The sequence below is a fragment of the Acidipropionibacterium thoenii DSM 20276 genome (genome assembly GCF_000423445.1).
GTDB classification, from domain to species: Bacteria; Actinomycetota; Actinomycetes; order Propionibacteriales; family Propionibacteriaceae; genus Acidipropionibacterium; species Acidipropionibacterium thoenii.
The window spans coordinates 1-1571 of sequence record NZ_AUHZ01000046.1 but is presented as its reverse complement, the minus strand read 5'-3'; the positions used below and the strand labels follow the sequence as shown (position 1 = coordinate 1571).

Below are 1571 nucleotides of genomic sequence, written 5' to 3'. Positions count from 1 at the left end.
GGTGACACCGTGAGGCACACGGGAGTCATGCTGTGGGCCCGTCACCACCGGGTGGGACCATCGGTCGCGGTGGCCGTCATCGCCTCGGCGGTCGTGCGCGGACTGGTGCTCCCCATCAGCTCCGACGGAAGCGAGATCGAGGTGGCCCCACTGTGGATCGCCACCGTCTGTGTCGTCCCGTTGCTGTTCATGTTCACCACCGAGACCGACACCGACCGCACCGCCCCACGATCCCTGACGGCCCGCCGGTGGGCCCTGCTGGGCATCGCTGTCCTCACGAGCGCGGTCATCGCCCTGGCAGCCTTCCCCACCACCATCGGCGAATGGGGACTCATCGCCACCTGGCGCGACGCCGTCGCCCTGCTCGGGCTGGGCCTGCTGAGCCTGGCCGTCCTGCCGCCGGCCGCCATCTGGGTGGCCCCGCTGGTCGCGGCACTGGCATCGATGATGTTCAGCTGGCCGCTGCACCCGGGACTGTCCCTGGGACTGTGGGGAGCGCTGCGCGCCCCGGCCGACCTGCTGCTGGACCCGGGCGTGCCCAATCTGAGTATTCCGCTGTGCCTGCTGATCGGGGCGGCCGGAGTCGTCGTCCTCGTCAACGGCCTGACATGGACCCCACGCCCAACCGCCCCCGATGGGCGACCCCACCACCGCACCGTGACGCCCCACCGCTCCAGTGCCCGGGCCGGCATCAGGAGAGCCTCCCTGGCCGTGCCGATGGCCTGCCTGGTCGCCGTCGTCTCGGCCTGGCCGTGGGTGACGTCGCTGTCGTGGTGGGGCGGCAGCCCCAGGCTCCTGCTGGCCGGCGAGATCCCCGCCTCGTTCTTCATCGCCATACCCTGCGCGGTACTGGCCGGCGTGGTGACAGGCCAGTACCGCTGGCGCAGCGGAGTCGCGGTCTGGCAGAAGCTGTCGGGCCGCCCGGCCTGGACACTGCTGGGACGGGCCTGCGGTGCCGCAGCCCTCACCACCGTCATCGCAGTGGGGGCTCCGGCCCTGATCCTGGCGCTCATGTCCACCTGGGATCTGGCCTCCCACGGAGTCGGGGCGAGCGTCGTCGTCACCGAGTTCCTCGCCGGATGGCCACCCACCCTCATCGTGCTGGCCGAGGTGGCCGTCGGTGCTGTGCTCGGTGTCTGCGCCGGCTGGTGCAGTGGGCGGATCTGGATGGCCCCGGCCTGCCTGCTGCTGGCCCTGGCGGCGATGATCGCCACTCCCCGGCCACCGAGCCAGGACGTCGACCAGCTGTGGGCCGACCGGTACGGGTACACCACCTGCGCCACTGTGACCGGCCACGACGTCACGGTCTGCGCGCCCGCACCCGACAAGGGATACCTGCCGGCTGCCGTCACCACCGTCTCGCAGATCTACGACCAGTCCGCCCACCCCGAGGCACTACCCCGGCTGATACACCTGACCACCACAGGCACCATGGGCGGCGGCATGCACCCCATGGGCCTGGAGCACCCGCCGGACCTCGGGGCCGCTCCGGGACGCGGTCTCACCCCGCCCACAGCTCTGGGGTCGGCGGCAGGCGACTCGCTCACCTACTCCACCCAGGCCTGGTGCGC

At 71.8% G+C, this 1571-nt stretch carries 1 protein-coding gene; it reads left to right on the top strand.

What is annotated here, in order from left to right:
* Positions 1 to 27: 27 nt before the first annotated feature.
* Positions 28 to 1571 (top strand): hypothetical protein (locus G554_RS0109405; protein WP_036925331.1); only part of this gene is annotated, 1544 nt, incomplete at its 3' end.